29 protein-coding genes are annotated in these 25,695 nt (G+C 61.6%); 11 read left to right on the top strand and 18 right to left on the bottom strand.

The genetic code is table 11. The annotated features are described in order from the left end of the window. The first annotated feature begins 10 nt into the window (after nt 1-10). Nucleotides 11-865 carry a sulfurtransferase gene (locus FPT15_RS01235; protein WP_145157759.1) on the top strand — a complete coding sequence of 285 codons (855 nt, stop codon included), beginning with the start codon at nt 11-13 and terminating at the stop codon, nt 863-865. A gap of 121 nt (nt 866-986) precedes the next feature. Here FPT15_RS01235 and FPT15_RS01230 read toward each other — a convergent pair whose 3' ends face one another. The 4 genes from FPT15_RS01230 to FPT15_RS01215 all read right to left on the bottom strand — a co-directional run bounded on the left by FPT15_RS01230 (nt 987) and on the right by FPT15_RS01215 (nt 5,619). Further along, nucleotides 987-1,982 (bottom strand): hydrolase, encoded by a 996-nt coding sequence (locus FPT15_RS01230; protein WP_145157756.1) that lies wholly within the window; start codon nt 1,980-1,982, stop codon nt 987-989. Between the two features lie 181 nt (nt 1,983-2,163). Then, entirely contained in the window at nt 2,164-2,781 is a 618-nt protein-coding gene (rsmD, locus tag FPT15_RS01225) for a 16S rRNA (guanine(966)-N(2))-methyltransferase RsmD (protein WP_145157754.1), read from the bottom strand. Then, a complete protein-coding gene (locus tag FPT15_RS01220) occupies nt 2,781-4,271 on the bottom strand; it encodes a pitrilysin family protein (RefSeq protein WP_145157752.1) in 1,491 nt (496 codons plus the stop codon). The genes rsmD and FPT15_RS01220 overlap by 1 nt, the downstream gene beginning before the upstream one ends. Next, nucleotides 4,264-5,619, bottom strand: a complete 1,356-nt coding sequence (locus tag FPT15_RS01215; protein WP_145157749.1) for a pitrilysin family protein — start codon at nt 5,617-5,619, stop codon at nt 4,264-4,266. Before FPT15_RS01215 ends, FPT15_RS01220 begins: the two co-directional genes overlap by 8 nt. Nucleotides 5,620-5,957: 338 nt before the next feature. Here FPT15_RS01215 and ftsY point away from each other — a divergent pair, with 338 nt between their 5' ends. The 4 genes from ftsY to rpoH all read left to right on the top strand — a co-directional run bounded on the left by ftsY (nt 5,958) and on the right by rpoH (nt 10,065). Beyond that, on the top strand, nt 5,958-7,394 hold the full coding sequence (gene ftsY / locus FPT15_RS01210) for a signal recognition particle-docking protein FtsY (protein ID WP_145157746.1): 1,437 nt from the start codon (nt 5,958-5,960) through the stop codon (nt 7,392-7,394). Further along, nucleotides 7,391-8,062, top strand: coding sequence for a cell division ATP-binding protein FtsE (gene ftsE / locus FPT15_RS01205; protein ID WP_003213784.1), 672 nt, complete (start codon nt 7,391-7,393; stop codon nt 8,060-8,062). The genes ftsY and ftsE overlap by 4 nt, the downstream gene beginning before the upstream one ends. Next, nucleotides 8,059-9,081, top strand: a complete 1,023-nt coding sequence (gene ftsX, locus FPT15_RS01200; protein ID WP_145157743.1) for a permease-like cell division protein FtsX — start codon at nt 8,059-8,061, stop codon at nt 9,079-9,081. Before ftsE ends, ftsX begins: the two co-directional genes overlap by 4 nt. A 129-nt stretch (nt 9,082-9,210) precedes the next feature. Next, the gene (gene rpoH, locus FPT15_RS01195) at nt 9,211-10,065 is read left to right on the top strand and encodes an RNA polymerase sigma factor RpoH (protein WP_003176698.1); all 855 of its coding nucleotides are present in this window, start codon (nt 9,211-9,213) and stop codon (nt 10,063-10,065) included. A gap of 192 nt (nt 10,066-10,257) precedes the next feature. Here the strand turns inward: rpoH and mtgA are convergent, their stop codons facing one another. Then, the gene (gene mtgA / locus FPT15_RS01190) at nt 10,258-10,980 is read right to left on the bottom strand and encodes a monofunctional biosynthetic peptidoglycan transglycosylase (protein ID WP_145157741.1); all 723 of its coding nucleotides are present in this window, start codon (nt 10,978-10,980) and stop codon (nt 10,258-10,260) included. A 74-nt stretch (nt 10,981-11,054) separates the two neighbouring features. On the opposite strand from mtgA, the gene FPT15_RS01185 reads away from it, so the two are divergent. The 4 genes from FPT15_RS01185 (at nt 11,055) to trmB (ending at nt 13,299) form a co-directional block, all read left to right on the top strand. Beyond that, on the top strand, nt 11,055-11,432 hold the full coding sequence (locus FPT15_RS01185; RefSeq protein WP_106575688.1) for a DUF423 domain-containing protein: 378 nt from the start codon (nt 11,055-11,057) through the stop codon (nt 11,430-11,432). A 71-nt stretch (nt 11,433-11,503) separates the two neighbouring features. Further along, on the top strand, nt 11,504-11,704 hold the full coding sequence (thiS, locus tag FPT15_RS01180; protein ID WP_015886354.1) for a sulfur carrier protein ThiS: 201 nt from the start codon (nt 11,504-11,506) through the stop codon (nt 11,702-11,704). A gap of 65 nt (nt 11,705-11,769) precedes the next feature. Continuing rightward, the gene (locus tag FPT15_RS01175; RefSeq protein WP_017530960.1) at nt 11,770-12,564 is read left to right on the top strand and encodes a thiazole synthase; all 795 of its coding nucleotides are present in this window, start codon (nt 11,770-11,772) and stop codon (nt 12,562-12,564) included. 9 nt (nt 12,565-12,573) lie between these two features. After that, nucleotides 12,574-13,299: a tRNA (guanosine(46)-N7)-methyltransferase TrmB gene (trmB, locus tag FPT15_RS01170; protein WP_060753471.1), complete on the top strand. Its 726-nt coding sequence runs from the start codon at nt 12,574-12,576 to the stop codon at nt 13,297-13,299. Between the two features lie 139 nt (nt 13,300-13,438). Here the strand turns inward: trmB and FPT15_RS01165 are convergent, their stop codons facing one another. From FPT15_RS01165 to FPT15_RS01125, 9 genes are all read right to left on the bottom strand, one after another. Next, nucleotides 13,439-13,762, bottom strand: coding sequence for a DUF3392 domain-containing protein (locus FPT15_RS01165; RefSeq protein WP_016972961.1), 324 nt, complete (start codon nt 13,760-13,762; stop codon nt 13,439-13,441). Between the two features lie 17 nt (nt 13,763-13,779). Next, the gene (gene hemW, locus FPT15_RS01160; protein WP_145157738.1) at nt 13,780-14,982 is read right to left on the bottom strand and encodes a radical SAM family heme chaperone HemW; all 1,203 of its coding nucleotides are present in this window, start codon (nt 14,980-14,982) and stop codon (nt 13,780-13,782) included. After that, a complete protein-coding gene (gene rdgB / locus FPT15_RS01155) occupies nt 14,979-15,575 on the bottom strand; it encodes an RdgB/HAM1 family non-canonical purine NTP pyrophosphatase (RefSeq protein ID WP_049711104.1) in 597 nt (198 codons plus the stop codon). The genes hemW and rdgB overlap by 4 nt, the downstream gene beginning before the upstream one ends. Beyond that, nucleotides 15,572-16,006, bottom strand: coding sequence for a DUF4426 domain-containing protein (locus FPT15_RS01150; RefSeq protein WP_106575685.1), 435 nt, complete (start codon nt 16,004-16,006; stop codon nt 15,572-15,574). The genes rdgB and FPT15_RS01150 overlap by 4 nt, the downstream gene beginning before the upstream one ends. A 21-nt stretch (nt 16,007-16,027) precedes the next feature. Beyond that, complete coding sequence (metW, locus tag FPT15_RS01145) at nt 16,028-16,648, bottom strand: methionine biosynthesis protein MetW (RefSeq protein WP_003213768.1); 621 nt, start codon at nt 16,646-16,648, stop codon at nt 16,028-16,030. 7 nt (nt 16,649-16,655) lie between these two features. Next, nucleotides 16,656-17,795: a homoserine O-acetyltransferase gene (locus FPT15_RS01140; RefSeq protein ID WP_145157735.1), complete on the bottom strand. Its 1,140-nt coding sequence runs from the start codon at nt 17,793-17,795 to the stop codon at nt 16,656-16,658. Nucleotides 17,796-17,997: 202 nt separating this feature from the next. Next, nucleotides 17,998-18,585 (bottom strand): YggT family protein, encoded by a 588-nt coding sequence (locus FPT15_RS01135; RefSeq protein ID WP_145157732.1) that lies wholly within the window; start codon nt 18,583-18,585, stop codon nt 17,998-18,000. 35 nt (nt 18,586-18,620) lie between these two features. Further along, nucleotides 18,621-19,439: a pyrroline-5-carboxylate reductase gene (gene proC, locus FPT15_RS01130; RefSeq protein ID WP_145157730.1), complete on the bottom strand. Its 819-nt coding sequence runs from the start codon at nt 19,437-19,439 to the stop codon at nt 18,621-18,623. A gap of 33 nt (nt 19,440-19,472) precedes the next feature. Beyond that, nucleotides 19,473-20,159 (bottom strand): YggS family pyridoxal phosphate-dependent enzyme, encoded by a 687-nt coding sequence (locus tag FPT15_RS01125; protein ID WP_119737447.1) that lies wholly within the window; start codon nt 20,157-20,159, stop codon nt 19,473-19,475. A gap of 57 nt (nt 20,160-20,216) precedes the next feature. Here FPT15_RS01125 and FPT15_RS01120 point away from each other — a divergent pair, with 57 nt between their 5' ends. Then, a complete protein-coding gene (locus FPT15_RS01120; RefSeq protein WP_145157727.1) occupies nt 20,217-21,251 on the top strand; it encodes a type IV pilus twitching motility protein PilT in 1,035 nt (344 codons plus the stop codon). A 140-nt stretch (nt 21,252-21,391) separates the two neighbouring features. Here FPT15_RS01120 and FPT15_RS01115 read toward each other — a convergent pair whose 3' ends face one another. After that, nucleotides 21,392-22,033, bottom strand: a complete 642-nt coding sequence (locus FPT15_RS01115) for a C40 family peptidase (protein WP_145158570.1) — start codon at nt 22,031-22,033, stop codon at nt 21,392-21,394. A 249-nt stretch (nt 22,034-22,282) separates the two neighbouring features. On the opposite strand from FPT15_RS01115, the gene FPT15_RS01110 reads away from it, so the two are divergent. Further along, nucleotides 22,283-22,711, top strand: coding sequence for an NINE protein (locus tag FPT15_RS01110; RefSeq protein ID WP_145157723.1), 429 nt, complete (start codon nt 22,283-22,285; stop codon nt 22,709-22,711). Between the two features lie 150 nt (nt 22,712-22,861). Here FPT15_RS01110 and FPT15_RS01105 read toward each other — a convergent pair whose 3' ends face one another. The 3 genes from FPT15_RS01105 to pyrR are packed head-to-tail and all read right to left on the bottom strand — an operon-like array spanning nt 22,862 to nt 25,665. Then, on the bottom strand, nt 22,862-24,133 hold the full coding sequence (locus FPT15_RS01105; RefSeq protein WP_145157722.1) for a dihydroorotase: 1,272 nt from the start codon (nt 24,131-24,133) through the stop codon (nt 22,862-22,864). Next, nucleotides 24,130-25,134 carry an aspartate carbamoyltransferase catalytic subunit gene (locus FPT15_RS01100; RefSeq protein ID WP_145157720.1) on the bottom strand — a complete coding sequence of 335 codons (1,005 nt, stop codon included), beginning with the start codon at nt 25,132-25,134 and terminating at the stop codon, nt 24,130-24,132. The genes FPT15_RS01105 and FPT15_RS01100 overlap by 4 nt, the downstream gene beginning before the upstream one ends. A gap of 24 nt (nt 25,135-25,158) precedes the next feature. After that, the gene (pyrR, locus tag FPT15_RS01095) at nt 25,159-25,665 is read right to left on the bottom strand and encodes a bifunctional pyr operon transcriptional regulator/uracil phosphoribosyltransferase PyrR (protein ID WP_106575674.1); all 507 of its coding nucleotides are present in this window, start codon (nt 25,663-25,665) and stop codon (nt 25,159-25,161) included. Nucleotides 25,666-25,695: the final 30 nt, after the last annotated feature.

Below are 25,695 nucleotides of genomic sequence, written 5' to 3'. Positions count from 1 at the left end.
GGAGTCCGTCATGCCGCTTGCCCAACTGATCAGCCCCCAGCAACTCGCCGAGCGCCAGAAGGCGGCCGGGCTGGTGATCCTGGATTGCCGCTTTGCCCTGGAAGATCCGGACTACGGGCTTTGCAGCTACGCCGAAGGGCATATCGAAGGTGCGCAATATGCCGACCTGGAGCGCCACCTCAGCGGTGCGGTGACAAAGGGCGTGACCGGGCGTCATCCGTTGCCGGCGGCGGACACCTTGGCCGCGCAACTGCGGGCCTGGGGCATCAATGCCGACACGGACATCGTGCTGTATGACGACGGCCCCGGCGCCTATGCCGCCCGCGCGTGGTGGCTGCTGGCCTGGCTGGGCAAACGCGATGGCGTGTTTATTCTGGACGCAGGCCTCAAGGCCTGGCACTCGGCCGGCTTCCCGCTGAGCCTGGACGCGCCCGTGGTTGAGCCGGGGACGTTTGCCGGCACCCCGGACAATCACCTCGTGCTGGACGCCGAGCACCTGCAAAAACGCTTGGGCGAACCGGGCATGACCTTGATCGATGCCCGCGCCCAAGCGCGTTTTCGCGGCGACGTGGAGCCTATCGACCCGATTGCCGGGCATATTCCCGGCGCCCAATGTGCGGCGTTCAGCGAAAACCTGGGCAGTGACGGTCGCTTCCTGCCAGCTGAGCAGCTCAAGCAGCGTTTCGCTGCGCAGTTGAAGGGCCGTTCGCCGGAAGAGTTGGTGGCGTATTGCGGTTCTGGCGTGACGGCGTGCCACAACCTGTTTGCGCTGAGCTTGGCGGGTTACCCGTTGGGCAAGCTGTATGCGGGGTCGTGGAGCGAGTGGATTACCGATCCGGCGCGGCAAATCGCAACCGGCGACTAAGCCGCCAGCCCTGCAAACCCAATCAAAATGTGGGAGCGGGCTTGCTCGCGAATGCAGAGTGTCAGTCGATAGATTTGTGACTGATACACCGCCTTCGCGAGCAAGCCCGCTCCCACATTTTTTAACCGCGTTGTGTCAGTAGCCATTGCGGGATTCGGCGTTCGAGGTAGTAGCTCGGGCGTCTGAGAGAACCATCGACAAACCCCACATGCCCACCCTTGGCCAGCAGCTCAAGCTCGGTGCAGTCCGACAGTTCGCTGGCCTCCGGCAGGCTGTGGGCGAACACAAACGGGTCATCGGCGGCGTGGATGATCAGAGTGGGTGTGCGAATGTCACCCAAGTAATACCGGCTCGACGCGCGACGGTAATAGTCCTCGGCGCTGAGGAAACCGTGCAGCGGCGCCGTCACCCGCCCGTCGAAGTCCCAAAACGTGCGCATCTTCTCCAGCGAGCCCAGTGCCTCGAGGGTTTTCAGCCCGTCAGCTTGGCCATCCTGTAAAAAGCGCCGTTGCTTGACGCGGATATACGCCAGCATCTCGCGCATAAAGTGCTTCTGATACACCCGCGAAAACCCCAGCCCGATGCGATCTGCACACTGATCCAGGCGAAACGGCACCGACACCGCGGCCGCGCCATGCAGCCCCGACGCTTCGCCGGTTTCGCCCAAGTGCTTGAGCAGCACATTGCCGCCCAGCGAATAACCCACTGCATACAGCGGCGCCAACGGTCGCTTGGCGCGCAGATGCGCAATCGCTGCTGCCAGGTCTTCGCTGGCGCCCGAGTGGTAACTGCGCGCCAGCAGGTTGGGCTCACCCGAGCACCCGCGCCAGTTCAACGCGGCGCTTGCCCAGCCCTGGGCGGCGAGGACTTTTTGCAAGCCGGCCACGTAGGGCGAATTGGACGAGCCGGTCAGCCCGTGCAGCACCAGCACCAATGGCGCTTGCGCGTCATGGGGGCCATGCCAGTCAAGATCGAGGAAGTCGCCGTCGTCCAGCCACAAGCGTTCGCGTTGGCGTTGGATATGCGTGGTGGGACGCCACAACGGCCCCCACAGCGTTTGCAGGTGGGGGTTGCCGAGGCCGAAAGCGGGTTTGAACAGGTCGACGGAAGGGGTCATGGACATCTCTGTGGCGAGCAGGCTTGTTGTGGCAAGCGAGGCTTCACGTGGCAAGCAGGCTTGCCCTGCGTTGGGCTGCGCAGCAGCCCTGGCTCAGTCACCGCGATCCGACAGAGTGAATGCGGTGACTGTTTTGGGGCCGCTGCGCAGCCCAACGCGGGGCAAGCCCGCTCGCCACATATCAGGCGGCGCTTTCGACCAGGCGGTGCCACAACGCGTAATACACCCGGCCAGACTTCTGCTCGCGGTGCAGGCGCCAGGCGCCCGGCAGGCCGAGGGTAGACGGCGCGGTTTCACTTTCAGTGTAGATCCACGCATCCGCCGCCAGCCACTGACGCTCTTCCAGCAGCGCACACACGGTCGGCAACAGGTTCTGATTGAACGGCGGGTCGAGAAACACCACGTCGTATTCAGTCGCCGCCTGGGTTTCCAGGTAGCGCAGCGCGTCGGCGGTCTGGACCTGGCCGGTGGTGCAGCGCAGGGTGCCCAGGTGTTCCTTGAGGCTGGACACCGCCACATTGCTGGCGTCCAGCGCCTGACCCTGGGCCGCGCCACGGGACAGCGCCTCCAGGAACAGCGCGCCGCTGCCGGCGAACGGGTCCAGCACCTTGGCGCCGCCGATGTACGGCGCAAGCCAGTTGAACAGGGTTTCACGCACGCGATCCGGCGTCGGGCGCAGGCCTACGACGTCGGGGAAGCTCAGCTTGCGGCTGCCCCATTCACCGCCAATGATGCGCAGTTGGCCCACACCGTTATGCACGTTGTGGACGGGTTTTTTTGGGCGAGATGAACTGGCCATTAATGCTCCGGAACCCCGAGCGGCTGCTCGGCAGGTTTATCAGTGGGGGGCGGTAGTGGCTTTTGCGCAATCGTCGGGCCGGCGGTCACGATGACCATCTTGTCGGCGCTCAAGTGTTTATTCATTGCAGCCTTGACCTGCTCTACGGTCAGGGCCTGGGATTGTTTCATGAAATCCTCAAGATAGCTCAGCGGCAGGTTGTAGAAACCCATGGCGCCCAGCTGTCCGACGATATCGGCGTTGCTCGCGGTGGACAGTGGGAAGCTGCCGGCCAGCTCACGCTTGGCGTCGTCCAGTTCCTTTTGCGTCGGGCCGGTCTTGAGGTAGTCGGCCAGCACGTCTTCAACCAGGCGTAATGTGCCGCCGCTCATTTCGGCGCGGGTCTGCAGGTTGATCATGAATGGGCCGCGCACCTGCATCGGCGAGAAGCCGGAGTACACACCGTAGGTCAGGCCGCGTTTTTCACGCACTTCGCTCATCAAGCGGGTGCCGAAACCACCGCCGCCCAGAATCTGGTTGCCCAGCGACAAGGCCGCGTAGTCCGGATCGGCGCGGTCGATGCCCAATTGCGCGAACAGCAGGTGGGTCTGCTTGGACGGGAATTCGATATGGCTCAGGCCGGCTTGCGGTTCGCTCGGCTGGGCGATCTTCGCCAGGGCCGGGCCTTTAGGCAACGACGCGGAGACCTTGGCCGTCATGGCTTCGGCCTCGGCACGCGTCAGGTCACCGACCACTGCAATCACCGCATTGCCCGCCGCGTACGCCTTGGCGTGGAACGCCTGCAATTGCGCGAGGTTAATCTTCGCAATGCTGTCGGGCGTACCTTCGCTTGGGTGGGCGTAAGGATGGTCACCGTACAGGCGCTTGAACAGCTCAAGGCTGGCCAGCTTGGCCGGGTTCTGCTTCTGGTATTCAAAGCCTGCGAGGATCTGGTTTTTGATCCGCGCCAGGGAATCGGCAGGAAAGGTCGGCTTGCCGATCACATCGTCGAACAGCGCCAGGGCCGCGTCGCGCTTGTCGCTGTCGCTCAGGCTGCGCAGCGAAACCAGCGCCATGTCGCGGTAAGCACCATTGCCGAAGTCGGCGCCCAGGCCTTCAAAGCCGCTGGCGATCTGGCTGACATCCTTGCCCGGTACACCTTCGTTGAGCATCGCATTGGTCAGCAGTGCCAGGCCGGGCGTGTCGCCGTCCTGGCTGCTGCCGGCGGCGAACAGGATGCGCATGTCGAACATCGGCAATTCGTGGGCTTCGACGAACAGCACCTTGGCGCCTTCAGCGGTGGTCCAGGTTTGCACGTCGAGCTTGCGGTTGGTCGGCGCCTTGCCGTCCAGTTCCGCCAGCGATTGCAGTTTGTTCGCCGATTCAGCTTTATCCAGGGCCTGGCTGGCGACGGATTCGCTTGGGCGCAGGAAGTACACGGCACTGGCGGCGATCAGGGTGACGACGACCAGGCCAGGAAAGATCAGGCGGCTGCTTTTACGATCACTCATGAGCGGTCTCCTCAGGCAAAACATGGGCGACGCTCAAACGCTCGCGGGTGAAATAAGTCTGTGCGGCTTTCTGGATATCTTCCGGCGTCACGCTTTGCAGGTCGGCCAGTTCGGTGTCCATCAGTTTCCAGGACAGGCCGACGGTTTCCAGGGAGCCGATAGCCGTTGCCTGGCTGGTGATGGAGTCGCGCTGGTAAACCACGCCGGCAATCACTTGAGCGCGGATACGCTCCAGTTCTTCGCTGGTCGGCGGCTTGGCTTTCAACTCGTCCAGCAGGCGCCACAGGCCGGCTTCGGCTTGGGCAATGGTCTTTTTCTTCTGCTGGTTCGGCGTGGCCGTCAGGGTGAACAGGCTGTCACCCCGGGTGTAGGCGTCGTAGCTGGTCGAGGCGGCGGACACCAACTCTTCACCGCGCTCCAGTTGCTCCGAGATACGCGCGCTGTAGCCGCCGTCGAGCAGGGCCGAGAGCAGGCGCAGGGCTTGTACCGAGCGTTTGTCTTCGGCGGTGGCCAGGCCCGGCACGTTGAAACCAAGGATCACGCTCGGCAGTTGGGTCTGCACGTGCATCGTCAGCAGGCGTTCGCCGGGTTCGGCGAGTTCCAGCGGGATCTTGGCCGGCGGAACGTCACGCTTGGGGATAGGGCCGAAATAACGCTGGGCAAGGTTCTTGACCTCATCCGGGGTCACATCACCGACCACCACCAGCGTGGCGTTGTTCGGCACATACCAGGATTGGTACCAGTGACGCAGCTCTTCGACTTTCATGCGTTCCAGGTCCGCCATCCAGCCGATGGTCGGCGTGTGGTAGCCGCTGGCCGGGTAGGCCATGGCCTTGAAGCGCTCGTAGGCCTTGGACATCGGGTTATCGTCGGTGCGCAGGCGGCGCTCTTCCTTGATCACCTCGATCTCGCGGCTGAACTCGTCGGCCGGCAGGCGCAGGCTGGCCATGCGGTCGGCTTCCAGCTCGAAGGCAACACCCAGGCGGTCACGGGCCAGCACTTGGTAGTAGGCGGTGTAGTCGTCGCTGGTGAAGGCGTTTTCTTCGGCGCCCAGGTCGCGCAGGATCAGCGAGGCTTCGCCGGGGCCGACTTTGGCACTGCCCTTGAACATCATGTGTTCCAGGGCGTGGGACAACCCGGTCTGGCCGGGTGTTTCATAGCTCGAACCAACCTTGTACCAAACCTGTGAAACCACCACCGGCGCGCGATGATCTTCGCGCACGACCACTTTGAGGCCGTTATCCAGAGTGAATTCGTGGGTGGGTTGTGGGTCGGCAGCCAAGGCTGAAAGGGGCAGACAAACTGTGCTGAGCAGCAGGCCTGCAGCGCGGCGGGCTAGAGCATTCATTCGTTTTTAAACCTGTTGGGCTGCCCGCTTGGTCTTAGCGTCGGCGGGCGAGGAGGTGCTAGGATACTGATCCGATTTAGGGACGGCCACTGCGGCGGCCATCTTGTCCCGGATCCAGTCGTAGAAATGTTGGAATAGAGGGTGGTTTTCCCCGATGATCTTCCACTTTTCGCCGATTTTATCGCTTCAGTCCTTTATTGAAACGATTTGTTGAGGCCTTTATTTACGCCTTGCAGAATGTTGCGCATGAACAAGCGAGCGTTAAAGCAGTCTGTTCTGCATCGAATTTATTTACCGAGGCGCCCTGGCGCATCGCTACTTTGAGATAGCCGTCCTCCATGTTTGGTTCCAACGACGACAAGAAGAGCCCAGCTGCGGCTGGCGAGAAAAAAGGCCTGTTCGGATGGCTGCGCAAAAAGCCGCAGGAAACCGTCGTCGAACAGCCACAGGTTCAGCCTGAGCCGATTCCCGAACCTATAGTTGACGCCGAACCGGTCGCTGAAATCCCGGCGCCGGTGGTGTTGCCGATGGCCGAGCCGGTGTTGCAGCCGGTGGTTGAGGAGGTGCCGGAACCCGAGCCTGAGCCTGAACACAAGCCGTGGCTTGAGCTGCCGGTTGCCGAGGAGCCTGTGGCACTGGTCGAGGATGTGCAGGCTGAGCACGTGACGCCGCCGATTCCGGTCGTGGCCGAGCCGGTGGCCGTTGTGGTCGAGGCGCCAGCCGTCATCCAAACGCCTGCGCCGGCAGTGGTTGAGCCAGCGCCAGCTCCTGTCGTCGTTGCCGCGCCTGCCGTGATCGAGCCACCCGTTGCACCGGAGCCGGTCGCTCCTGCCGCTGAAACCAGCAAAACCGGCTTCTTTGCCCGCCTCAAGCAGGGTCTGAGCAAAACCAGCGCGAGCATCGGCGAAGGCATGGCCAGCCTGTTCCTGGGCAAGAAGGTCATTGATGACGAGTTGCTGGAAGATATCGAAACCCGCCTGTTGACCGCCGACGTGGGCGTCGAAGCCACTGCGGTGATCATCCAGAGCCTGACCCAGAAGGTTGCGCGCAAACAGCTGACCGACGCAGACGCGCTCTACAAATCGCTGCAGGCTGAGCTGGCTGCGATGCTCAAACCCGTGGAAGCGCCGCTGGTGATCACGCCGAACAAGCCGTTCGTGATTCTGGTGGTCGGTGTCAACGGCGCCGGCAAAACCACTACCATCGGCAAGTTGGCCAAGAAGCTGCAGTCGGAAGGCAAGAAAGTCATGCTCGCCGCTGGCGACACCTTCCGCGCCGCCGCCGTGGAGCAGCTGCAGGTTTGGGGTGAGCGCAACAAGATTCCGGTCATCGCCCAGCACACCGGCGCCGACTCCGCGTCCGTCATCTTCGATGCCGTGCAAGCCGCCAAGGCCCGTAACATCGACGTATTGATTGCCGATACCGCCGGTCGTCTGCACACCAAAGACAACTTGATGGAAGAGTTGAAAAAGGTCCGCCGCGTCATCAGCAAGCTCGATGCCGATGCGCCGCACGAAGTGTTGCTGGTGCTTGACGCCGGCACCGGCCAGAACGCCATCAGCCAGGCCAAACAATTCAACCAGACGGTGCAACTCACCGGCCTGGCATTGACTAAGCTCGACGGCACGGCCAAGGGCGGCGTGATCTTCGCCCTGGCCAAACAGTTCGGGTTGCCGATTCGTTACATCGGCGTCGGTGAAGGCATCGACGACCTGCGCACCTTTGAAGCCGAACCCTTTGTACAGGCACTTTTCGCCGAGCGGGAGCGTTCATGATTCGATTCGAACAGGTCGGTAAACGCTACGCCAACGGGCATGTGGGCTTGCATGAGCTGAGCTTTCGAGTGCGTCGCGGCGAATTCTTGTTTGTAACCGGTCATTCGGGCGCGGGCAAAAGTACGCTGCTGCGACTGCTGCTGGCCATGGAGCGCCCGACCACCGGCAAGTTGCTGCTGGCGGGCCAGGATCTGGCCACCATCAGCAATGCACAGATTCCGTTCCTGCGCCGTCAGATTGGCGTGGTGTTCCAGAATCACCAGTTGCTGTTTGATCGCACCGTGTTCAACAACATTGCGCTGCCGTTGCAAATTCTCGGGCTGTCCAAGGCCGAAATCGTCAAGCGGGTGGACTCGGCCCTTGAGCGCGTGGCGCTGTCGGACAAGACCGACCTGTATCCGGGCGACCTGTCCACCGGCCAGCAACAGCGCGTCGGCATCGCCCGCGCCATTGTTCACCGCCCGGCCTTGCTGTTGGCGGACGAACCTACCGGTAACCTCGACCCGCGCCTGGCGGCCGAGATCATGGGTGTATTCGAAGATATCAATCGCCTGGGCACCAGCGTGCTGATCGCCAGTCACGACCTGGCGCTGATCGCGCGCATGCGCCACCGCATGCTGACCCTGCAACGCGGCCGCCTGATCGGCGATGGGGAGGCCGGCGTATGAGTGCAACACGCAGCCCTAAAGTGTCCGAGCGTGTGGCGCCTAAAGCCGCCGACCCGCAGCCGCAGAAGAAAAAACGCGACGAAGACGATGGCCCGGATTTCAGCACGTTGCTGCGCGCCTGGATCGAAAGCCATCGCGCCAGCCTGCTCGACAGCCTGCGCCGTCTGGGCAAGCAGCCCATCGGCAGCTTTTTCACCTGCCTGGTGATGGCCGTGGCGCTGAGCCTGCCGATGGGTTTGTCGCTGCTGCTTAATAATGTCGAGCGCCTGGGTGGTTCCTGGCAGCGTGCGGCGCAGATTTCGCTGTACCTGAACCTCGACGCCAGCGCCAAAGACGGTGAGAACTTGCGCGACGATATCAAGAACCTGCCAGGTGTGGCGGACGCCGAGTACATCAGCCGCGACCAGGCGCTTGAGGAGTTTCAGCAGCAATCCGGCCTGGGTGAGGCGCTTAAAGAGTTGCCGCAAAACCCGTTGCCGGGCGTGGTGCTGGTGACGCCTAATGAAGTCGACAAGCCGGCGCTGGAGGCCTTGCGGCAAAAACTCGCAGAGATGCCGAAGGTACAACAGGCGCAACTTGATCTAGTCTGGGTAGAGCGCCTTGCCGCGATCCTCAAGCTGGGTGACCGCTTTGTGTTCGGCCTGACGGTGTTGTTGGTGTCTGCATTACTTTTGGTGATAGGTAATACCATTCGTCTTCATATTGAAAACCGTCGCACCGAGATAGAAGTGATTAAACTGGTCGGCGGCACGGACAGCTATGTGCGTCGTCCTTTTCTGTACATGGGCGCGCTTTATGGCTTTGGTGCCGGGATTTTGTCCTGGGGCGTGCTGGCTTTTGGCCTTGACTGGCTGAACGACGCGGTAGTCGGGCTTGCCGGCTTGTACGGCAGCGATTTTGCCCTGGCCGGCGTGCCGGTCGCCGATGGCCTGTCACTCTTGCTTGGCGCGGTATTGTTGGGGTATATCGGTGCGTGGATTGCGGTCGCTCGTCACTTACGTGAGCTGGCGCCGAAGTAGTTAATGTCAGATTAATGTGGTTTCGTTTGTATTGACCGTATCAGTGGTTTAGGGAACTTGTCCTACGGTTCCCGGTCAATTTTCGCAGTGCTGAACTGCACGAGTTATGTGAGTCGGAGGTTTTTTCGTATGACCACTTCTTTGCAACCTGCTTATGCTCTGGTCCCGGGTGCGAACCTGGAGGCCTATGTGCACACGGTCAACAGCATTCCTTTGCTGACGCCCGAGCAGGAGCGTGAACTGGCCGAGAGTCTCTACTATGAGCAGGATTTGGGGGCGGCTCGGCAGATGGTGCTCGCCCACCTGCGTTTTGTCGTACATATCGCCCGTAGCTATAGCGGCTACGGTCTGGCCCAGGCTGACCTGATCCAGGAAGGCAACGTTGGCCTGATGAAGGCTGTAAAACGCTTCAACCCTGAAATGGGTGTGCGTCTGGTGTCGTTTGCTGTGCACTGGATCAAGGCGGAAATTCACGAGTTCATCCTGCGCAACTGGCGCATCGTGAAAGTCGCGACCACCAAGGCCCAGCGCAAACTGTTTTTCAACCTGCGCAGCCAGAAGAAACGCTTGGCGTGGCTGAATAACGAGGAAGTCCACCGTGTGGCCGAAAGCCTCGGTGTGGAGCCCCGTGAAGTGCGCGAGATGGAAAGCCGCCTGACCGGCCATGACATGGCGTTCGACCCGGCCGCCGAAGCGGACGACGACAGCGCCTTCCAGTCGCCGGCCAACTACCTGGAAGACCACCGGTACGACCCGGCGCGTCAACTGGAAGATGCCGACTGGAGCGACAATTCCAACCACAACCTGCACGAAGCGCTGGAAGTGTTGGACGACCGTAGCCGTGACATCCTCTACCAGCGCTGGCTGGCAGAAGAAAAAGCCACGCTGCACGACCTGGCGCAGAAGTACAACGTGTCGGCCGAGCGGATTCGTCAGCTTGAGAAAAGCGCGATGAACAAGCTGAAACTGTCCATCGCCGCCTAAACGCTGCGAACAGGCAAAAAAATGCCCCGATCGAAAGATCGGGGCATTTTTGTTTGGAGTCGAAAATCCTATATCCAGTGTGGTTCTCTGTGGGAGCTGGCTTGCCTGCGATGAGGCCCTGTCAGCCAGCCTCTCTGCAAACTGACATTCCGCTATCGCAGGCAAGCCAGCTCCCACAGGGGTTGTGTTGTGTCAGTCAGCCCAGGGTGCCTTGCGCGAATTGTTCAGTTCGACCAGATAACTATCGCCACCCAACTGGCTCATCTGCTGGCGAATCCACGCCGCCCGTCGCGCCACATAGGCGGTTGGATGACTGGCGCTCCACACCCGAGGGTTGGGCAACACCGCCGCCAAGTAACTAGCCTGCTGACGGGAAAGCCCCTTGGCGCTCACGCCAAAGTGATGCCGAGCTGCCGCTTCGGCGCCAAACACACCTTCATCCCATTCGACGCTGTTGAGGTACACCTCAAGAATTCGCTGCTTGGGCCACAGCACCTCAGTCAGCGCGGTAAACCAGGCCTCCAGGCCTTTGCGCAAATAGCTGCGGCCGGTCCACAGAAACAGGTTTTTCGACACTTGCTGGCTCAGCGTGCTGGCGCCGCGAATCGAGCCGCCGCGTTCGTTGTGCAGCAGCGCCGCTTGAATCGCGTCAAAGTCGAAGCCCCAATGCTGCGGGAAGCGCTGGTCTTCACCGGCCATCACCGCCACTTTAAGGTCGTCGGAGATCTCGTCCCACGCCACCCACGTGCGTTGCAGGTCAATCGGCTCGCCGTCGACCCATGACTCGACCTTGCGCTCCACCATCAATGCGGTGAACGGTGGCGGCACGACACGAAACAGCAACACCAGCAGCACACTGCCGATGGCAAACCATTTCACGACTTTGAGAAAACGCTTGAAGAGGAGACGCAGCATAGAGATGGCTTGGCCGAACCCGTTGAGCGGGCCATTATACAGACCCGGCCCTTTGAGTCTGACTGGAGTTCCTCATGCTGCGTAGCTTTCTGATGCTGGCTGCCTTTTTCGGCTTCACCGGCGTTGCCCTCGGTGCTTTTGCGGCTCATGCCCTGAAAAACCGCTTGAGCGCCGAGTACCTGGCGATCTTCCATACCGGCGTGACGTACCAACTGGTGCACGCCCTGGCGCTGTTCGGCGTGGCGCTGCTGGCCGCGCACATTCCTGGCCGGCTGGTCAGCTGGGCGGGCATCTCGTTTACCGTCGGTATCCTGCTGTTTTCCGGCAGCTTGTATGCGCTGACCCTGACCGGCATCAGCAAACTCGGCATCATTACGCCGTTTGGCGGGCTGGCATTCCTGTTGGGCTGGTTCTTTCTTGGCCTGACCGCATGGCGCCTGCAGGTCATCTGACCGAGGGGCTTGGGCCGACAACGCCAATCGGGCTAGAATGCTGGCCCCTAAAAACGATGGCGGCCCGTGGCATGCGCATTCAGTTGAATGGCGAATCCTTTGAACTGCCCGACGGTGAAACCGTTGCGGCCCTGCTGACCCGTCTGGACTTGACCGGGCGTCGCGTCGCAGTGGAGCTCAACCTGGATATCGTCCCGCGTAGCCTGCACGCCGAGACCGCGCTCACCGAAGGTGATCAGGTCGAAGTGGTCCATGCCATCGGCGGCGGCTAGTCGCCCGGCGCGCCAGCGCGCCAACCCGCATTCTGCAGAACCTCATCCCACCTCGAGGATTTCCCATGAGCATCGTTCGTAGCGACAAGCCCTTCGTTCTGGCCGGTCGTACCTACCAGTCCCGTCTGCTGGTCGGCACCGGCAAGTACCGCGACATGGAAGAAACCCGCCTGGCCATCGAAGCCTCGGGCGCCGAGATCGTTACCTTCGCCGTGCGCCGCACCAACCTCGGGCAGATCGAGGGCGAGCCGAACCTGCTCGAAGTGCTGTCGCCGGACCGCTACACCTTCTTGCCGAACACCGCCGGGTGCTACGACGCGATTGAAGCGGTGCGCACGTGCCGCCTGGCCCGTGAGCTGCTCGACGGCCACAACCTGGTGAAGCTGGAAGTGCTGGCCGACCAGAAGACCCTGTTCCCCAACGTGATCGAAACCCTGAAAGCCGCCGAAACGCTGGTCAAGGAAGGCTTCGACGTAATGGTTTACACCAGCGATGACCCGATCATTGCCCGCCAGCTGGCAGAAATCGGCTGCATTGCGGTGATGCCGCTGGCCGGTCTGATCGGTTCCGGCCTGGGTATCTGCAACCCGTACAACCTGCAGATCATCCTCGAAGAAGCCAAGATTCCGGTGCTGGTGGACGCGGGCGTAGGCACGGCCTCCGACGCTACCATTGCCATGGAGCTGGGTTGCGATGCGGTGCTGATGAACTCGGCCATCGCGCATGCCCAGCAGCCGATCATGATGGCGCAAGCCATGAACCATGCGATCGTCGCGGGCCGCCTGGCCTACCTCGCCGGCCGTATGCCGAAAAAACTCTATGCCAGCGCCTCTTCGCCGCTGGATGGTCTGATCAAGTAAGAGCTATTGATGACTGAATCAAACGAAACGCCGAACACCGTGGAAGAGGGCGACGAGTCCAAGCACCGCCGCATCAAGAGCTTTGTGATGCGCGCGGGCCGTATGACCGAAGGCCAGCAAAAGGGCCTGGAGCAGGGCACGCCGCTGTTCGTCTTGCCATTGGCCGACGCGCCAGTGGACTACGACCAGGTGTTTGGCCGTTCGGCCCCGCGCTCCCTGGAAATCGGTTTCGGCATGGGTCACTCCTTGCTGGAAATGGCCGCGGCCTCGCCGGAGCAGGACTTCATCGGTGTGGAAGTACACCGTCCGGGTGTCGGCGCGTTGCTCAACGGCGTGCTGACCCAAGGCCTGACCAACCTGCGGGTCTACGACTGCGACGCGATTGAAGTGCTCAACCGCTGCATCGCCGACAACAGCCTCGATCGCCTGATGCTGTTCTTCCCGGACCCGTGGCACAAAGCCCGTCACCACAAGCGTCGCATCGTGCAAGCTTCGTTCGCGGAGCTGGTGCGCAGCAAGCTTAAAGTCGGTGGCATCCTGCACATGGCGACCGACTGGGAACCGTACGCCGAGTACATGCTGGAAGTGATGAACGTCGCCCCTGGCTATCGCAACCTGGCCGAAGACGGCAAATGCGTGCCACGCCCGGCTGAGCGTCCGATCACCAAGTTTGAGCGCCGCGGCGAGCGGTTGGGGCATGGGGTTTGGGATTTGAAGTTCGAGAAGCTGGCTTAATTAGCTGCACATCTGAAATGCAATCCAATGTGGGAGCTGGCTTGCCTGCGATAGCATCACCTGGGTATCACTGATACACCGAGGTGTGTGCATCGCAGGCAAGCCAGCTCCCACATTTGGTTTTGTATTGGGTTCGGGTTCAGCGACGGTCTGCCACAACCCCAATCAACACCAGCACCACCACCAGCACCGGCGCCAGGCTGTAGTTATTGAACTGGCTCAACCCCCGCACAATCCATGGCGTGGCGTAGATCAACGCCGCACCGCTGCCGATCATGCACACCAGCGCCATCAAGGGGACGCGCAATGCGCCCGCGATACTGCCCAGGCGGGCCTCGACCCAGCCTTTGATATCGGCGCCGAACAACACCAGCAAGCAGCCGACAAGAGCCAGAGAGATTTCCGACAGGTTGCTACGGCTCCAGCGGGATACGGTGGCGAGCAGGTCGAGTACCAAATCCATTCGAATTCCTTAGAGCGTCAGCTCAAAAACTTCTGCAGCAGGTCATTGAGAAAGAGTTGCCCGCGGTCAGTCGCCGCCAGGCGTGACGGTTCGACCTGCATTAAGCCACTTTGTTCTGCCTCACGGCGGCCCTCGTCAAGGCTCGCCAGATCAAGGCCGGTGCGTTCGGCGTAGAGCCTGGCGTCGACGCCTTCGGTGAGCCGCAGCGCGTTCATGAGGAACTCGAATGGAAGCTCTTCATGGGTCAGTTCTTTCGCCCCGGCCTGAAAGCTTTTGGCCGGGTTAAGGTAGTCCTTGGGTGCTCGCGTCTTCCAGGTGCGCACGATGCGCCCGTCCGGGTGGCTGAGCTTGCCATGGGCGCCGGCGCCGATGCCGATAAAATCGCCAAAGCTCCAGTAATTCAGATTGTGCCGCGCCGGGCGGCCCGGTTGTGCATACGCCGAGACTTCATATTGCGCGTAACCGTGTTCGGCCAGCAGCGCCTGACCGGCCTCCTGAATGTCCCACAGCGTGTCGTCTTCCGGCAGCACGGGCGGCTGGTTCCAGAACACGGTGTTGGGTTCCAGGGTCAGCTGGTACCACGACAAGTGCGTCGGCTTGAGGGCGATGGCCTGGCGCAAGTCGCTCAGGGCGTCGTCCAGGGTTTGATCGGGCAAGCCATGCATCAGGTCCAGGTTGAAGTTATCAAACCCGGCCTGGCGCGCCATGCCGGCGGCGCGCACGGCTTCGTCACCGTTGTGAATGCGGCCCAGGGCTTCGAGCTTCTCCTGCTGGAAACTCTGGATGCCGATGGACAGGCGATTGATGCCCAGCGCGCGGTAGGCCACGAACTTCTCTTGCTCGAAGGTCCCGGGGTTGGCTTCCAGGGTGATTTCGATGTCGCCGGCAAACGGGATGCGTGCTTCCACGCCCTTGAGCAAACGGCCCAGTGCAGCGGCGCTGAACAGGCTGGGCGTGCCGCCACCGAAGAAGATCGAGTTGAGTTCACGGCCGTAAACCGCGTGCAGGTCTTGATCAAGGTCAGCCAGCAACGCGTCTACATACTCTTCTTCCGGCAGCACCTTGCTGGCGGTGTGGGAGTTGAAGTCGCAATACGGGCATTTGCGCACACACCACGGAATGTGGATGTACAGCGCCAAGGGCGGCAGGTGCGGCAGGGCCGCCCGAGGCGTTTGCGCGCCGCCGTGGATCAGCGGCTGCGCGGAGGTGTTCTGGGTCATTTCAGGCTCAGGCGTTGGCGCAGCAAATCCATTGCGCGGGCGCGGTGGCTGATCTGGTTCTTGTCGGCCGGGCTCAGTTCGGCGCTGGAAACATTACGCTCCGGCACCCAGAACAGCGGATCGTAGCCAAACCCGTGCTCGCCACTGGCCGCATGCAGGATGCGCCCGTGCCACAGGCCTTCGCAGAGGATCGGCAGCGGGTCATCGGCATGCCGCACCAGCGCCAGCACACAGACGAACTGCGCGCCGCGCATCGCGTCCGGCACGTCCTTGAGGGCGTCCAGCAACTTGGCGTTGTTGGCCGCGTCGCCTTTGCCGTCGGCATACCGCGCCGAGTAAATGCCAGGCGCTCCGCCCAGAAAGTCCACCGCCAGGCCCGAATCATCCGCCAACGCCGGCAAACCGGAGATACGCGCGGCGTTGCGGGCCTTGAGGATCGCGTTTTCGACAAACGACAGGCCGGTTTCTTCCGGCTCGACCTGGCTGAACTCGCCGATCGAGCGCAGTTGCACGGAATCACCGAGCATCGCCTGGAGCTCTTTGAGTTTGCCGGCGTTATGGCTGGCCAGTACGAGTTGTGTGAGGTTCATCAGTCGGCCGGAAACAGTTCTTGGTTGAATTGGAAGCCGTGGGCTTTGCCGCCGGTTTCAACATTGATGGTGAAAATCTTGGTTTCCTGCTGTGGCACCGCGTACTGGGCAACGTACAGCGTGGAGCCGTTCTGGATGATTTTCTTGAACGTGAGCATCTCGCTCTTGCCGCCCAGGTCTTTGATCGTGCCGGTGACGGTTGCGTCGATCGGTTCGACGCCCTTGTTCACAAACACATTGATCATGCCCAGCTCTTTGCTGCGTACGATCCCGGCTTCCTGAGCCATTTCCGGCGTCAGGAAGCTTGTGGTCAGAGTGTTGTAATGCACCGTGATATCGCCGAACTCTTTCTGGCGATTACCATCGATGGCATCCGCCGCCATGGCGCTGACGCCCAGGCACGCGGTGAGTAGAAATACAGCCAAACGACTCATGTTCGTCCTCCTTGAAAATGGTTAGACGGCAATTTGATGGTCTGTGAGGCCAGGACTGCTGACGCGGTAGATCCCGATTTCGCCCAACAGATTGGGCCATAGCTTACTCGCCCAGCCGTGGCGATGCTGTTGATCGACGGCAAGGCGGTTGATGACTTTGGCCTCACGCTCTCCGCACAAGGCTTCGAAGTCTTCGAAGGTGCAGAAGTGGATGTTAGGGGTGTTGTACCACGTGTACGGCAGGAAGTCCGACACCGGCATCCGGCCCTTGGTGGCCAGGTACCAACGGCAGCGCCAGTGGCCGAAGTTGGGAAAGGTGATGATGCATTGGCGGCCCACACGCAGCATTTCGTCGAGAATGCGGTCCGGGTAGTGCACGGCTTGCAGGGCCTGGGTCATCACCACGATGTCGAAGCTGTTGCTGGCAAAGTTGCCCAGGCCCTTGTCCAGGTCCTGCTCGATCACGTTGATGCCCTTGGCCACGCACTGGGCAATGTTGTCCGGGTCATTTTCCAGGCCGTAGCCGGTGACTTGCTTGTTGTCGCGCAGCCAGCTCAGCAGTTCGCCATCACCGCAACCGAGGTCGAGCACGCGGCTGCCGGCGGGGATCCAGTCTTGGATGATTTCCAGGTCGGCTCTCATGGCGTTCTCACAGAGTTATGCGGTTCATGTAATTGCTGAAAGCCTGCAGGTAGCGCGGGATCGGAATCAGGAAGGCGTCATGGCCTTGCGGAGCATCGATCTCCAGGTAGCAGACATCTTTCTTGGCGGCCATCAGCGCGTCCACCAGTTCACGGGAGCGGGCCGGCGAGAAGCGCCAGTCGGTGGTGAACGACATCACGCAGAACTTGGCGGTGGCGCCCTCAAAGGTTTTCGCCAGGTCGTCGTTGAAGTTGGCGGCCGGGTCGAAGTAGTCCAGCGCCTTGGTCATCAGCAGGTAAGTGTTGGCGTCGAAACGCCCGGAAAACTCTTCGCCCTGATAGCGCAGGTAACTTTCGACCTGGAACTCGACGCTGTGGAAGTCGTAGTTGAGCTTTTCGCTCTTGAGGCCACGGCCGAATTTTTCGCCCATGGAGTCATCGGACAGGTAAGTGATGTGCCCGACCATCCGCGCGAGCATCAAGCCACGCTTGGGGATCACGCCTGCTTCCTGGAACGAACCGCCGTGGAACTCGGGGTCGGTGAGGATGGCCTGGCGTGCCACTTCGTTGAAGGCGATGTTCTGCGCCGACAGTTTCGGCGCCGAGGCGATGGCCAGGCAATGGCGCACGCGGTCCGGGTAGGTGATGGTCCATTGCAGCGCTTGCATGCCGCCCAGGCTGCCGCCGATCACCGCGGCCCATTGGCCGATGCCCAGCAGGTCAGCCAGACGCGCCTGGCTGTGCACCCAGTCTTCCACGGTCAGCACCGGGAAATCCGCGCCGAACGGTTTGCCGGTTTCCGGGTTGAGGCTGCTCGGGCCGGTGGAACCGTTGCAGCCGCCGAGGTTGTTCAGGCTGACCACAAAGAATTTGTTGGTGTCGATGGGCTTGCCGGGGCCGATGCAGCTGTCCCACCAGCCAGGCTTGCGCTCGTCGGCACTGTGGAAGCCGGCGGCGTGATGATGGCCGGACAGGGCGTGGCAGATCAGCACGGCGTTGCTCGCCGTGGCGTTCAGTTGGCCGTAGGTTTCGTAGATCAGGTCATAGGCCGGCAGCGAACGGCCGCAGGCCAGGGCCAGCGGTTCGCTGAAGTGCGCCACTTGGGGCACGACCAGTCCAACAGAATCGGGGGGGAAGGCAGCTGGCATCGACCCTGCTCTCGTTTAAATGAGGCGTAAGTCTAAAGACCGCTGCACCCAGCGGCAAGCAAAGGCCTGCACGGAGTCAATTCAGTACGCGGATACAAAATGTGGGAGCGGGCTTGCTTGCGAATACGGTGTGTCAGTCAGCGAAAATATCGACTGATCGACTGCATTCGCGAGCAAGCCCGCTCCCACACTTATCCGCGTTTCAAATCAGGCCGAACAGTTCTTTAGGCATGAACGCGTAGTAGGCCAGGCGCGGGATCACCCAGCTTTGCAGCAGCTGGATCGCGATAAACGCGAAGATCGGCGAGATATCCAGGCCGCCCAGGTTCGGGATCAACCGACGGAACGGCGCCAGCACCGGCTCGGTGATCTGGGCCACCAGCTCCGCGCCAGGGCTACGGCTGCCGGGTGCGACCCACGAGAGGATCACGCTGATGATCATCGACCAGAAGATGATCTTCAAAAACAGCGAGAAGATACCGATCAGGCCCCATGGCAACAGCAGCGGGGTGAACGCCTGATAGCCGTTGAGCATCAGGATCACCATAAACAGCAAAATCTGCAGCAGCAGCGCCAGCACCAGCGACGACATGTCCAGGCCGAACAGGCTTGGGATTACGCGGCGCAGCGGTTTGAGCAGCGGTTGGGTGGCTTTCACCACGAACTGGCAGAGCGGGTTGTAGAAGTTCGCCCGCACCAGTTGCAGGATAAAGCGCATCAGCACGATCAGCAGGTACAGGCTGCCCAAGGTCTGGATGATGAAAATGGCAGCGTCATTGATTCCGAGCATGTTTGTTTCCTATCGGGTCCAGTTGCAGGGGACGACTATTTGCCCAGTTGCTCGGCCATCTCGGCCGAACGATGTGCCGCGGCACCCAGGGCTTTTTCCACCAGGGCTTCAAAGCCGCCGGCCTGGAACGATTCAATCGCCGCTTGCGTGGTGCCACCCGGCGACGTTACGCGGCGGCGCAGTTCGGCGGCGTCCACGTCGCTGTCGACGGCCATGTTCGCGGCGCCCAAGGCGGTTTGCTCAGCCAGTTGCTCAGCCACTTCGTGGGGCAGGCCCAGCTTCACGCCGGCGGCGGTCATGGCTTCGATCAACAGAAAGAAGTACGCCGGGCCGCTGCCGGACACGGCGGTAACCGCGTCCAGTTGCTGCTCTTGCTCCAGCCACACGGCGATGCCGACGGCGGACAGCAGTTCTTGCGCCTGATCGCGTTGCTCGGCCGTCACTTCGGCGGTGGCGTACAGGCCGCTCACGCCCTTGCGTAGCAGCGCCGGGGTGTTGGGCATGCAGCGCACGATTGGCTGTTCACCGAGCCAGTTGTTCATGCTGGCGCAGGTGATGCCGGCGGCGATGGAGACCACCAGTTGGTGTGGCTGCAGGCTCGGGCGCAGGCTTTCGCACACGGCCTTCATGGCCTGCGGTTTCACCGCCAGCACGATCACGTCGACGCCCTGGATGGCCTCGGCGTTGTCAGCAAAGGTTTCAATGCCATGCTCGCTGCTGACGCGGGCGCGGGTGTCGGCGCCCGGGTCGCTGGCGCTTATCTGCTGGGCTTGCAGGCCCTTGGCCCGCAGGCCGCCGATCAGGCTGGCCGCCATGTTACCGGCGCCGATAAAGGCAATACGCGTGTTGCTCATGACAGGTCCTTATTCAGAGGAAAGTCAGCCATTTCACGGCTGGCCGTAGTCGCGGGCGCCAAACAGGGCGGTACCGATCCGCACCCAGGTGGCGCCTTGGGCGATGGCCGACTCGAGGTCGTGGCTCATGCCCATGGAAAGTGTGTCCAGCGGCAGATTCAGGCTGGCTTGCAGGTCTCTCACCGCTGCGAATGCCGCATCTTGCGCGGCGCGATCTTCAGTCGGCTCGGGAATCGCCATCAAGCCGCGCAGTTTCAGGCGCGGCAAGGCGCTGATCGCATGGGCCAGGGCCGGCAAGTCGGCGGGCGTACAGCCGGATTTGCTGGCTTCGCCACTGACGTTGACCTGAATGCAGATGTTCAGCGGCGGCAGGTCGGCCGGGCGTTGTTCGGACAGGCGTTGAGCGATTTTCAAGCGATCCACGGAATGTACCCAAGCGAAGTTCTCGGCGATCGCACGAGTCTTGTTCGATTGAATGGGGCCAATGAAGTGCCAACTCAAGGGCAGGTCGGTTAATTGCGCCTGTTTGCCCAAGGCTTCCTGCAGGTAGTTCTCGCCAAAATCGTGCATCCCGGCGGCGTAGGCTTCGCGCACGGCTTGCGCGGGTTTGGTCTTGCTCACGGCCAGCAGGTGGATGCTGTTTTCGTCACGTTGCACGGCGTGGGCCGCGGCGCGGATCCGCTCGCTAACCAGGCCAATGTTGTCTGCTATCGTCGACATTCAAGATGCACCCGTGGATATGGAGTCCGCGGCATTCTACTGGAAATGGAAAGCCCTATGGATATCACTGAATTGCTGACGGCCAGCGTGCGCCGTGGCGCCTCCGACCTGCATTTGTCGGCCGGCCTGGCACCGATGCTGCGTGTCGATGGCGAGGTCTGGCCGCTGGAGGGCCCGGTGCTCACGCCCCCGCAAGTTGCGGAGTTATTGAGCCCTTTGCTCAACCGCTACCAACAAAAGGATTTCGAAACATCTCTTGAAACCGATTTTGCCTTCGAACTGCCGAGCGTGGCGCGGTTCCGGGTGAATGTATTTCAACAGGATCGCGGCATGGGGGCGGTGTTTCGCACCATTCCCGCCGAGGTGCAGAGCCTTGAAAGCCTCGGGCTGGGGGCGGTGTTCCAGCGTATCGCGCAACTGCCGCGCGGCCTGGTGCTGGTCACCGGGCCGACCGGGTCGGGCAAATCCACCACGCTGGCGGCGATGATCGACTACCTCAACGGGCATCGGCGCCAGCACATCCTCACCCTCGAAGACCCCATCGAATTTATCCACAGGCCGAAAATGGCCTTGATCAACCAGCGTCAGGTGCACCGCGATACCCACAGCTTTTCGGCGGCGCTGCGCTCTGCGCTGCGTGAAGACCCGGATGTGATTCTGGTGGGCGAGTTGCGCGACCTTGAGACCATCCGCCTGGCGCTGACGGCCGCTGAGACCGGGCACCTGGTATTTGGCACCTTGCACACCACCTCGGCCGCAAAGAGCGTGGACCGGCTGGTGGACGTGTTCCCGGCAGCGGAAAAGCCCATGGTGCGCTCGATGCTGTCGGAGTCGTTGCAGGCGGTGGTGTCGCAAGTGCTGGTCAAGAAGATCGGCGGTGGGCGGGTGGCGGCTCACGAAATCATGCTGGGTACACCGGCTATTCGTAATTTGATCCGTGAAGATAAAGTGGCGCAGATGGTCTCGGCGATCCAGACCGGTGGCGCGCTGGGGATGAAAACGTTGGACATGAGCTTGAAGGCGTTGGTCAGCGAGGGGCTGATCAGCCGGGAAGATGCGCGGGGGCAGGCGAGGGTGCCTGGGGACATCTGAGGTCTTGCGGGCAATGAAAATCAAATGTGGGAGCGGGCTTGCTCGCGAATGCGCAGTGTCAGTCACCCTCTTAGTTGACTGATCTAACGCATTCGCGAGCAAGCCCGCTTCCACATTGGTTACCGCATATCAGACTGAAATCAGCGCTGCACAACCCGCAGGTTGTTGTTCTGTTCTTTCGGCAGAACCCGTTTGGCAATCACGTAGTTCTTGTCCCAGAACGGCTTTTTCAACGTGTCGATGCTGACCGACTTGCCACGACGCGGTGCGTGGATAAAGCGGTCGTTGCCCAGGTAGATGGCAACGTGATTGACCTGGCGGCTCTTCAACTTGAAGAACAACAGGTCGCCCGGTTTCAGGTCTTTACGATCAACCTTCAGCCCGTGACCGGCGGCCATGGCGTTGGAGGTGCGTGGCAAATCCACCGCTTTGACGTCATTAAACGCATATTTCACCAAACCACTGCAGTCGAACCCTTTACTTGGGCTGCTGCCGCCCCAACGATAAGGAGTACCGAGCACATTAACCGCGCGGCTGAGGACGTTGCTGCTTTGTTTGGTGTTAACTGCCATCAGGCCGGGCGTTACTTTACCGTGGTGGGCCTTGCTCAGTTGAGTCGGGCGGTTGACGGTCAGCTTTACCGATTTGGCGGTGCCTGGTGTGCTGTGAACTTTAGGGGTGAAACCGTTAACGTTAGGAAGACGTTGCTCACGATTGGTGGCGTGGGCGGCCAGTGGCATTAATAGGCAGATGGTTAGCCATGTCTTGAAAAATGGTCGCATTAGGCGTGGCTCTTTTAGGTTTGCGCGCAACTTTATAACAGCTTTTTGTGTCGTTCTTAGGCCGTTTGTCGACTGAACCCTGGGGTCAAATTCAGGAAAAGCGCGACGAATTGCCGCTATCTTCCTGCAGAGGTCAGGTGGCATAAGGCTTTGCGGGAGGGAAGATACCATTTGCCGTGTGTCGGGCGCCCGTAAAAAAGTCACAAAGAAAATGAAAAAATTTATCTATCGAGGCAAAAGAGGTACTCCATGAACACCTATCGACAGGATGTGATGCAGCAGGACACCCACAGCAAGGTGATCGGTTACCTGCTGTGGATTTTCGGTTTTACCGGGGCGCACCGCTTCTATTACGGCAAGCCGGTGACCGGGACGATCTGGTTTTTCACCTTTGGTCTTTTCGGTATTGGCTGGCTGATCGACCTGTTCCTGATCCCTGCCATGGACCGTGAAGCAGACCTGCGTTTTACCGCCGGGCCGATCGAGTACAACGTGGCCTGGATACTGTTGGCGTTCCTGGGCGTGTTCGGGCTGCACCGCATGTATCAGGGCAAATGGATCACCGGCCTGATCTACCTGCTGACTGGCGGTTTGTTCCTGGTGGGCGTGCTGTATGACTTCTGGACGCTGAATACGCAGGTTTCGATCCGCAATGCCGAGCGCAATAGCGGACGCTGAGCGCGCATTGATTCAATGCGAGCACGGTCAATGTGGGAGCCGGGCTTGCCCGCGATAGCATCACCTCGGTCTGGCTGAATAACCGAGGTGCCTGCATCGCAGGCAAGCCAGCTCCCACATTAACGGTGGCACTTTAGATTTTGCGATTTATCAGGCCTGGTAGCTGATCCGCCCATCGACCAAGGTGTACCGCACGGTCGCCGGCAGGCTATGGCCGATGAACGGGCAGTTTTCGCCCTTGGACAGCCAGTGTTCCCCGGCAACCGTGGAGCTGGCCGGATCAAACAGCACCAGGTCCGCCGCTGAACCCACCGCCACTTTGCCCGCCGGCAGGCGCAAGGCCTCAGCCGGGCCGGCACTCAGGCGCGCCAACAGCGTTGGCAGGTCGAGCAGACCGTCTTGCACCAGGGTCATCGCCAGCGGCAGCAACAGTTCGACACTGCTGATGCCCGGCTCGGTCGCGCCAAACGGCGCCAGCTTGGCATCACGCTCGTGCGGTTGGTGATGGCTGGAGATTGCCGAGACCACACCCGACTTCACGGCCGCGCGCAAACCATCGCGGTCGGCCAACGTGCGCAGGGGTGGCTGCACGTGGTAAAGGCTGGAGAAATCGATCAGCGCTTCATCGGTCAGAATCAGCTGGTACAACGCCACGTCCGCCGTCACCGGCAGGCCGCGCGCTTGCGCCTGGGCGATCAAGGCCACGCCGCGCGCGCTGGTCAACTGGCTGAAGTGCGCACGCACACCGCTTTGCTCTACCAGCAGCAGATCACGGGCCAGGGCCACGGTTTCAGCGGTTTCGGGAATGCCCGGCAGGCCGAGGAAACTGGCGACGGCGCCTTCATGGGCCAGGCCACCTTCGGCCAGGTCGCGGTCCTGGGAGTGGAAGATCACCGTCAGGTCGAAGGTGGCTGCGTATTCCAGGGCGCGGCACAGCGTGCGCGTACTGCGAAAACTGTCCAGCCCGTTGCCGAATGCCACGCAACCGGCGTCGCGCAGGGCGATCAGCTCGGCGAGTTGTTCGCCTTCCAGGCCTTTGCTCAGCGCGCCGATGGGGAACACTTTGCAATTGCCGGCTTCGCGGGCGCGGTCCAGGATCAGCTCGGTCACCGCCGAGGTGTCGAGCACCGGCTTGGTGTGCGGCGGGCAGCACAGGCTGGTGACGCCACCGGCAGCGGCGGCGCGGGTTTCGCTGGCGATGGTGCCTTTGCGGCTGTAACCCGGTTCACGCAGGGCGACGTTCAGGTCGACCAAACCAGGCGCGGCCACCAGGCCTTTGGCGTCGATCGTCTCGCTGGCGTTGAACCCCGCGGGCGCAGCGCCAATGGCGAGGATTTTGCCGGCTTCCAGGTGAAGATCGGTAACTTGATCCAGGCCACTGGCCGGATCGATGACTCGGGCGCCGAGAATGCTGAGCTTCACTGGGCGTTCTCCCGCTCGAATTGACGTTGCGCGGTTTGCCCGCTCATGGCCATGGACAACACCGCCATGCGCACGGCGATGCCGTAGGTCACTTGGTTGAGGATCACTGATTGGCTGCCGTCGGCCACCGCCGACTCAATCTCAACCCCACGGTTGATCGGCCCTGGGTGCATGACGATCGCATCCGGCTTGGCGCCGGCCAACCTCGCAGTGGTCAGGCCGAACAGGCGGTAGAACTCACCTTCGCTCGGCAGCAGGCCACCGGCCATGCGCTCGCGTTGCAGGCGCAGCATGATCACCACGTCAACGTCCTTGAGGCCTTCGGTCATGTCGGTGTAGACCTTCACGCCGTACTGCTCGATGCCGATCGGCAGCAGAGTTTTCGGTGCGATCACGCGGATGTCCGGGCAACCCAGGGCTTTGAGGGCCAGCATGTTCGAGCGCGCGACCCGCGAGTGCAGGATGTCGCCGACGATGGCTACCGAGAGGTTTTCAAAACCGCCCTTGTGCCGACGGATCGTCAGCATGTCGAGCATGCCTTGGGTCGGGTGCGCGTGGCGGCCGTCGCCACCGTTGATGATTGCCACGTTCGGGCACACATGCTCGGCGATGAAGTGTGCGGCGCCGGAGTCGCCGTGGCGCACCACGAACATGTCGGCGGCCATGGCTTCAAGGTTGCGCAGGGTGTCGAGCAGGGTCTCGCCCTTGCTTGCCGACGAGGTCGACACGTTCAGTGTGATCACGTCGGCCGACAGCCGCTGGGCTGCCAGTTCAAAGGTGGTGCGGGTGCGGGTGGAGTTCTCGAAGAACACATTGCAGATGGTCTTGCCGCGCAGCAGCGGGACCTTCTTCACCGCGCGGCCACCGACTTCGAGGAACGAGTCGGCGGTGTCGAGGATTTCAGTCAGCAGTTCGCGGGGCAAACCGTCGAGGGACAAGAAGTGTTGCAACTGGCCCTGAGCATTGAGCTGCAGCGGGCGCTTGGCATCTAGAGGCGTCATCGCGGGGACTCTGTACAAGGCGGTTTAAAGGGCAAGGTCTTGCAGTTCGAGTTCGAGCGGCGTGGGACCGGACAATTTTACCCGCTGGTGGGCCTCCAGCGACAGGGTGGCACCGACCACATCCGGGCTGATCGGCAATTCGCCAGCGTCCAGGTCGAGCAGGCACACCAGCGTCACGCTGGCCGGGCGGCCGTAATCGAACAACTCGTTCATGGCGGCGCGGATGGTGCGACCGCTCATCAGCACGTCGTCGATCAGCACCAGGTGCTGGCCCTCGATCTCGAACGGCAGGGCCGAAGGGCGCACCTGCGGGTGCAGGCCGTTCTGGCTGAAGTCGTCGCGGTAGAAAGACACGTCCAGCGTGCCCAGCGGCGAATCGCTGCCCAGTTCTTCCAGCAACGCTTGGGCCACCCACACACCACCGGTGCGAATGCCGATAAAGCGCGGTTCGCTGATGGCACGGTGTTGCAGGTGCGCCTTGAGGCGAATCGCCATCTGGCTGATCAGGTCGGCGGGATTGGGCAGGCTCATGGTGGCTCCTTCAAGGCCTCGCGCAGGCAA

The organism is Pseudomonas sp. RGB (assembly GCF_007713445.1).
Lineage (GTDB): Bacteria > Pseudomonadota > Gammaproteobacteria > Pseudomonadales > Pseudomonadaceae > Aquipseudomonas.
Note: the sequence above shows the minus strand (reverse complement) of the source record. Positions and strands in the feature narration are given on the sequence as shown.